Genomic DNA, 6,365 nt, shown 5'->3' with positions numbered 1-6,365 from the left:
GCCGTTGCCGCCGATGCCGGGATACCCCTGCTGCGCGTTGCCGCCGGCAACATCCGCGACGACGCCCTCGACCCCCGGCACCGGTTCGCCAGCATGCCGCTGTTCATCCACGGCACCCACGGCGAGCGCCGGATGGGGCGGCGCCAGTGCACCAGCGAGTACAAGATCCGCCCGCTCAAGCGCGAGACCCGGCGCCTACTCGGCTATCCGCATCCGGCCCGGGGCTCCGAAGGGCGTCTATGCCGAGCAGGCCATCGGTATCAGCGTCGACGAGGTCCACCGCGCCAAGGACGCCGACGTCGGCTATCTGCGCAACGTCTTCCCGCTGCTGGACATCGGCTGGAGTCGCCGCGACTGCGCCGCGTTCCTCACCCTCCACGGCCTCGGCGACACCCCCAAATCCGCCTGTGTGGGTTGCCCGTTCCGCTCCAACGAGTCCTGGGCCGAACTCAAGGCCACCGACCCGGCCTCCTTCGAGGACGCCGTCGCCTTCGATGCCGCCATCCGCCACGGCCCTCCGGGCGCCACCGCGCGCGGCATGCCGCTTCAGGGCACGGCCTACCTGCATCGCGACCGCATCCCCTTGGATCAGGTCGACTTCGGCATCGACACCGGTCCCGAGCCCGACGGGTGCTCGCCCTGGGCCTGCCGAAGCGAGGCCGACCACACGTGACCACAGCAGGAGGTCAGCAATCGCAGGGGCCGCCTGGGAGCCAGGCTCCTCGAGTCGCCGGCTCTCCATCGGCCGCTCTGATCCCGCGATACCTCGATTACGAGCGAGAACGGTCGCGGAGCTCCCGCGTGGCCGACCGCAGGGAGCACCGGCGATGCGTCCGGGACGACCGTGACTTGAAGCCGAGTAACCGCTACAGACACCACGAGGAGGCGCTATGCAGATAACGCTGGAGCAGGCACGCCGCCTGCCGCCGACGGTCGGTCTTATGACGGCCGCGCGCATGTTGGGGATCGGTCGTACGAAGGCCTACCAACTGGCCCGAGCGGGAGAGTTCCCGTGCAAGGTGATCCGGATCGGCGAGGGCTACCGGGTCGCGACCGCCGACCTGCTGCGCGTCCTGGGGGTGGATCCCGACGACGGCTGAGTGTCGCTGAGTAACTCGTTTGAACATTTTGAGGCGCCGGATGACGCTCGATCCCACGGTCAAATGACGGTCAAACGTGCAGGAGCCCGACCGCTATCTCTAGCGATCGGGCTCCTGACCTGCACTAACGTGTCGGGAAGGCGGGATTTGAACCCACGACCCCTTGACCCCCAGTCAAGTGCGCTACCAAACTGCGCCACTTCCCGATGTCCGGTGGGCTGCTGCCCTGTGGACGTGTAAAACTCTATCGCATCCGCAGGCCTGCTTGTGACGGGTTCTGGGCGGGAAAGGGCCTGGTGGGTGTGGCGCGGGCTACGCCGGGTCGCCGGGCGGGGTGCGCAGGTGGGCGTCGGCGGCCTCCAGGGCGGTTTCCGCGAAGACGGCGATCCCGTGGTCTTGCAGGAGGAGGGCGGTGACGCCCGGCCCCGTGGTGGTGGCTCCGGTGAACGTGCCGTCGTAGACCCGGTGCAGCCCGCAGGACGGGCTGGACTCCTTGAGCAGGGCGGCGCGCACGCCGTGCTCGGTGGCGGTGGCCAGCGCCGCGCGGGCGCCGGCGAGGAAGTGGCGGGTGACGTCCTCCCCGGCGGGGGTGCGGATGCCGGCGCGCCCCTCCAGGACGGCGCGGGCGTCGGCGCCCGGCTCGATCTCGGCGGGCGGGCGCGGGACGGGCAGACCGCCGGCCACCTCGGGGCAGTGGGCCACGATGCGCCCCTCGGCGCGCCAGCGGTCGACGATCGCATCGGCGACGGTCTTGGCGCGCCCGTCGTAGCGGACACGGCTGCCCAGCAGGCAGGCGCTGACCAGCACGCGGCCCGACGCCGCCTCCGCCGCGCCGTGGGTGCAGGCCGTCGTCTGCGTGATCGGCGCGGTGCGGGCACCCGCAGCGTCCCCGGACTGCTGTGCGTGTGCGCCGGCTGAGCTGCCTTCGCCGCCCGGTGCGGGCGGTGTGGGCGGTGTGGATTCCATGTGTCGCCGTCCGGCTCGTCGGTCCGGTCGCGCGGACGGCCGGAGACCCTCCAGCCGCGCCCGCGCCCCTTCTCCACCGAGGTTAGGGCCCCGGCACCGCCCCCGACGCCCGGTGCGGCTTTGTTTCGCGCGCCCGCGTGGAGGTTACTGGGAGGGCAGGTGGTCAGGCGCCGACCCTGGTCCGCGGTAAGGAGTTGGTAGGCCATGAGCGGAAACACCCGTGAGAAGCGGCTGGATGCGGGGATGGAGGAGATCGGCGGGCTCGCCGGACTCGTTCCCGCCCAGTCGCGCCCCGTCGACCTGGTTTATCGGCCCCTGGGCTCCGCCGGGACCGAGAGCGACGGGCAGCGCGACGTGGCCTCGGCCGCGGCCCGGACCGCTGTGGCCGCCGAGATCGAGAAGCTGCGCCCGGGCGAGCCCTACGTCCTTCACCAGGGCCGGGTGGCCGACTACCCGGGTATGGCACCCGAGCTTGAGGGCGACGAGCTGCTGGTCTTCGGCGTGGTCTACCGCTTCGGCGAGTGAGCACCCGCGGAACGCCCGCTCGGCGGCGCCGGGCTGTGCCCGTACCCCGCCGCGGCGCGGCGCCGCCCTCGCGGCGGCCACCGCCCCACCACCCCCTGAGGTGCGGCGATCCCGGCCACCGGGGACCCGGCCCCGCGGCGGACACGGCGACGTGGCACTGTGCACATCGCCCGCGGTGCCGGAATGCGCCCCAGGCGGGGGAGGTTACCGCTGAGGGTAGGAAGATCGTGCACTTGAGCAATGGGGGAGGATTCATGACCACGGTTCCCGACGTGACGCTGAACAACGGCGTGCGGATTCCGCAATTGGGCTTCGGTGTCTGGCAGGTGGACAACAGCGAAGTCAGCAACGCCGTGAGCACCGCGCTGGAGACCGGGTACCGCAGCATCGACACCGCCGCCGCCTACGGCAACGAGGAGGGAGTGGGCGAGGCGCTGCGCGGCTCGGGTCTGGCGCGCGGCGAGCTGTTCGTCACCTCCAAGCTGTGGAACAGCGACCAGGGCTACGACGCCACCCTGCGGGCCTTCGACGCCTCGATGGAGCGGCTGGGCCTGGAGTACCTCGACCTGTACCTGATCCACTGGCCGGTGCCCGCCAACGACGAGTTCGTGAGCAGCTGGAAGGCCATGGAGCGGCTCTACGCCGAGGGCAGGGTGCGCGCCATCGGCGTCTCCAACTTCCACCCCGAGCACCTGCGCCGCATCCTCGACGAAGGCGGCATCGTGCCCACGGTCAACCAGATCGAGCTGCACCCGCGGCTGATCCAGCAGGAGCTGCGGAGCTTCAACAAGGAGCACGACATCGCCACCGAGGCCTGGAGCCCGCTGGGCCAGGGCCAGCTGCTGCAGGACCCCACTGTGGCCAAGCTCGCCGAGGCCTACGGAAAGACCCCCGCTCAGGTGATCCTGCGCTGGCACCTGCAGCTCGGCAACATCGCCATTCCGAAGTCGGTGACCCCCGAGCGGATCCGCTCCAATTTCGACGTCTTCGACTTCGAGCTGTCCAGCGGCGACGTGGAGGCGGTCTCCGGACTGAACGAGAACCAGCGCTTCGGTCCGGACCCGGGCACGATGAACGTGGCCTGAGCCGGCCCTTCCGGCTTTCCGGTCCGGCCCTGCGGGGCCGACCGGGGGAGCGACCGGTCGACGCGCAGCGGCCGGCCCCGCAGCTCGGGGCCGGCCGCTGCGCGTCGTATGTCGTCGATGCGGACCGCCTCGGCCCGACCGCCCACGCGGCGGTCGGCGCGCGGTCGCGCGTCAGGCCAGTTCGCGGCGCTTGGCGGCGTCGGCGAGCGTGGCCTGGGTGCCGCGCCGCGCCAGCCGCACCACGTAGACGATCCCGCCCACGAGCATGGCGACGGGCACGCCCACGACGGCGATGAGTGCGATCAGCGCGACGATTCCGATTTCTCCCATGGCCCCATGCTAAGCCAGGCGGCCCCGCCTCTCGACAGGGTCCCGCCGCAGCGGATGCCGCGGCCGTGCAGACGACGGCGGTGGTCCTGCGGTGGACGCCGCGACGGTCGACCCCGCGGGCCGCCGACGAAACCCCGCCGGTCGCGCCCTGCGTGCCCTCCCGGGTTCGGCGAAGCGTGACCACCCTGTCGCTCGCGGCCACCGGGTGGTGGGAGACTCTCTCCAGGCGCGGCACGATCACACGGCACGTCGGACCGACCGCCGGAAGACCTGCTGGAGCAGGGGCCCAGACCCCGGCTGTGCGCGGGCCGCCGTGCGGCGAGTGGGGAGGCACGATGGCGAACAGGCACGTTTTCGCATACGGGGAGCACCCCAGCCAGATGGTCGGGATCCACCAACCCGACGCCGACGACAGCGCCCCGTTCCCCGTCGCGGTGCTGCTGCACGGCGGCTGGTGGCGCGACGCACACGATCTGCGCCTGATGGATCCGCTGGCCGCCGAGCTGGCCGACGCCGGCTGGCTCGTGTGGAACGTGGAGTACCGCCGCACCGGCCACGACGACGGCGGCTGGCCGCAGACCTTCGACGACGTGCACGCGGCTCTGAACGTGCTCGGCGCCCGCCTCCACGAGGGCGCCGAACCGGGCGACCCCGCCCGCGTGGTGGCAGTGGGCCACTCCGCGGGCGGCCACCTGGCCCTGCTGGCCGCCCGCGACTCGCCGCTGACGGCCGTCGTCGGGCTGGCCCCGGTCACCGACGTGCGCGCCGCCCACCGGCAGGGCTTGGGCGAGGGCGCCGTCGCCGACTTCCTCGGCCCCGATCCCGGCGAACACGCCTATGCCGACGCCGCGCCGCTGCACCAGGTGCCGGCAGGCGTCGCGCAACTGATCGTGCACGGCGACGCCGACCAGCGGGTTCCCGTCGAGCACAGCCGCGCCTACGCCGAGGCGGCGCGCGCCGCAGGCGACCCCGTCGAGTACGCGGAGATCGCCGGGGCCGACCACTTCGCCGTCGTCGATCCCCGGCACGCTGCCTGGCACGCGGCGGTGGAGTGGATGGGGCGCGCGCACGTGTAGCGCCGGGGCCGGTGCGGGGGACCGGCACACCGCACCGGGGCGGGCCGGGGCCGTCCACGCCCGGCCGGGCCTGCGGCGTCCGCGCCCTCAGCGTGTTTTGGCGTTGGCGTAGCCCAGGCGCTTGAGCTCCGCACCCGCGACCGTGCGGACGTCCTCGCGCTGCTCGGCGGTGAGCCGGCTGCGCCAGGAGCCGATTCCGGGGGAGTCGCTGCGCACCAGCTCCACCGCCGACACCCGCGCGCCGGTGAACTCGCGCAACTGCTCGGCGGTGGCCACCTCGCCGCCGAACAGGTCCTCGTACCGCAGCGTCATCAGCCGGTCGGACCCCAGCGAGCCGCGCAGCCGCGCCGACAGCCGCACCGCGCCCCGCCACCGCAGCGCGCACTTGGCCGCGGTGGACAGCCGCGGGTACTTGGCGCGGTCCTTCTCGTCCTCGATCCCGAAGAAGGGGTTGGGCATCTCGTCGTCGAGGTTGGACAGCGCGGGCCTGAACCACGACAGGGCCTGCTCGTCGCCGAGCATCGCCGCCGAGACGTCGCGCCCGTCCCGGATGATCTGCACGAACAAGGCGTCCTCGAACGCCCGCTGCAGTGCGGGGGCGCTGTAGATCAGATCGGGGCTGGCGTCGCCGAAGCGGTCGACGTCGCCGGCGTGCCGGCAGGGCGCCGACGCGTCGCGCGCGGGGACCGGTCCCTTGGGGCAGTAGGGGCAGGTGCGCGGGGTGAGCTGCCAGGACTCGGCGAAGGCCGCCCGCAGCAGATCCGAGGTGCCCGAGGCCCGCTCCTCGGCGATCGACGGGCGGCGCGCCAGCGCGTGGGCGGCGTCCTGCACCGCCCGGTGGCCGGCGCCGATGTGGAAACCGGGTGCCTTGCTCAGCGCGCGGGCGACGAGATGCACTCCCGAATGCGGCGCGCCCAAGACGAAGACGGGGCGGCGGACCTTCGTCCCGTTCACGATGAGGATGTAGGGCGGCTGTTTCATGAGTAAGCAGATTTTTGCACTCTTGGGCGGGTTCTGAGCCTTCCGCGGCACTCCGGAGCCGGTGCGCCCGGCGGCCGTCTGCTCCCAGAAAACCCCATCGGTGGCGAGTGACCTCCGCTTTCCCGGGGCTCGGCGCGTCGCCGGTCCTCCTCGGCCGAGCGCCCGCGGACCTGTCGTGGTGCCCCGTGATCCCCGCTGTGAGCCGAGATTACCGCGAAGTGCCCCATGCGGCGGTATGTCCGAAGGGTTTGTGGACGAGAAGTGGCGCATACGTGATCTTCCCGTATCTCACGAGTTCCCGG

The 6,365-nt window shown here is 72.4% G+C and carries 7 protein-coding genes, 1 tRNA gene and 1 pseudogene; 5 read left to right on the top strand and 4 right to left on the bottom strand.

The window, feature by feature from the left end; all coding sequences use genetic code 11:
• Together LP52_RS10995 and LP52_RS10990 are read left to right on the top strand one after the other, a co-directional pair.
• Window positions 1-673 (top strand): annotated as a pseudogene (locus LP52_RS10995) (hypothetical protein); the annotation flags it as partial.
• 217 nt (window positions 674-890) lie between these two features.
• Window positions 891-1,100 carry a helix-turn-helix domain-containing protein gene (locus LP52_RS10990; protein ID WP_084723111.1) on the top strand — a complete coding sequence of 70 codons (210 nt, stop codon included), beginning with the start codon at window positions 891-893 and terminating at the stop codon, window positions 1,098-1,100.
• 132 nt (window positions 1,101-1,232) lie between these two features.
• Here LP52_RS10990 and LP52_RS10985 read toward each other — a convergent pair.
• A tRNA-Pro gene (locus tag LP52_RS10985) sits at window positions 1,233-1,306 on the bottom strand.
• 106 nt (window positions 1,307-1,412) lie between these two features.
• Complete coding sequence (locus tag LP52_RS10980) at window positions 1,413-1,961, bottom strand: DUF523 domain-containing protein (protein WP_052809719.1); 549 nt, start codon at window positions 1,959-1,961, stop codon at window positions 1,413-1,415.
• Between the two features lie 309 nt (window positions 1,962-2,270).
• On the opposite strand from LP52_RS10980, the gene LP52_RS10975 reads away from it, so the two are divergent.
• The gene (locus LP52_RS10975; protein ID WP_157036300.1) at window positions 2,271-2,591 is read left to right on the top strand and encodes a hypothetical protein; all 321 of its coding nucleotides are present in this window, start codon (window positions 2,271-2,273) and stop codon (window positions 2,589-2,591) included.
• Window positions 2,592-2,845: 254 nt separating this feature from the next.
• Complete coding sequence (locus LP52_RS10970) at window positions 2,846-3,676, top strand: aldo/keto reductase (protein WP_040272939.1); 831 nt, start codon at window positions 2,846-2,848, stop codon at window positions 3,674-3,676.
• Window positions 3,677-3,847: 171 nt separating this feature from the next.
• Here LP52_RS10970 and LP52_RS27690 read toward each other — a convergent pair whose 3' ends face one another.
• A complete protein-coding gene (locus LP52_RS27690) occupies window positions 3,848-4,006 on the bottom strand; it encodes a hypothetical protein (RefSeq protein ID WP_169775362.1) in 159 nt (52 codons plus the stop codon).
• 335 nt (window positions 4,007-4,341) lie between these two features.
• Between LP52_RS27690 and LP52_RS10965 the strand changes: the two genes are divergently transcribed.
• Window positions 4,342-5,082: an alpha/beta hydrolase family protein gene (locus LP52_RS10965; protein WP_040272937.1), complete on the top strand. Its 741-nt coding sequence runs from the start codon at window positions 4,342-4,344 to the stop codon at window positions 5,080-5,082.
• Between the two features lie 87 nt (window positions 5,083-5,169).
• On the opposite strand, the gene LP52_RS10960 is transcribed toward LP52_RS10965, so the two are convergent.
• Window positions 5,170-6,063 (bottom strand): sulfotransferase family protein, encoded by an 894-nt coding sequence (locus LP52_RS10960; RefSeq protein ID WP_040272935.1) that lies wholly within the window; start codon window positions 6,061-6,063, stop codon window positions 5,170-5,172.
• Between the last annotated feature and the right edge of the window lie 302 nt (window positions 6,064-6,365).

The organism is Streptomonospora alba (genome assembly GCF_000826685.1).
Classification (GTDB): Bacteria; Actinomycetota; Actinomycetes; order Streptosporangiales; family Streptosporangiaceae; genus Streptomonospora; species Streptomonospora alba.
The sequence above is the reverse complement of the archived record's forward strand: the minus strand, read 5'-3'. Positions and strand labels throughout refer to the sequence as shown.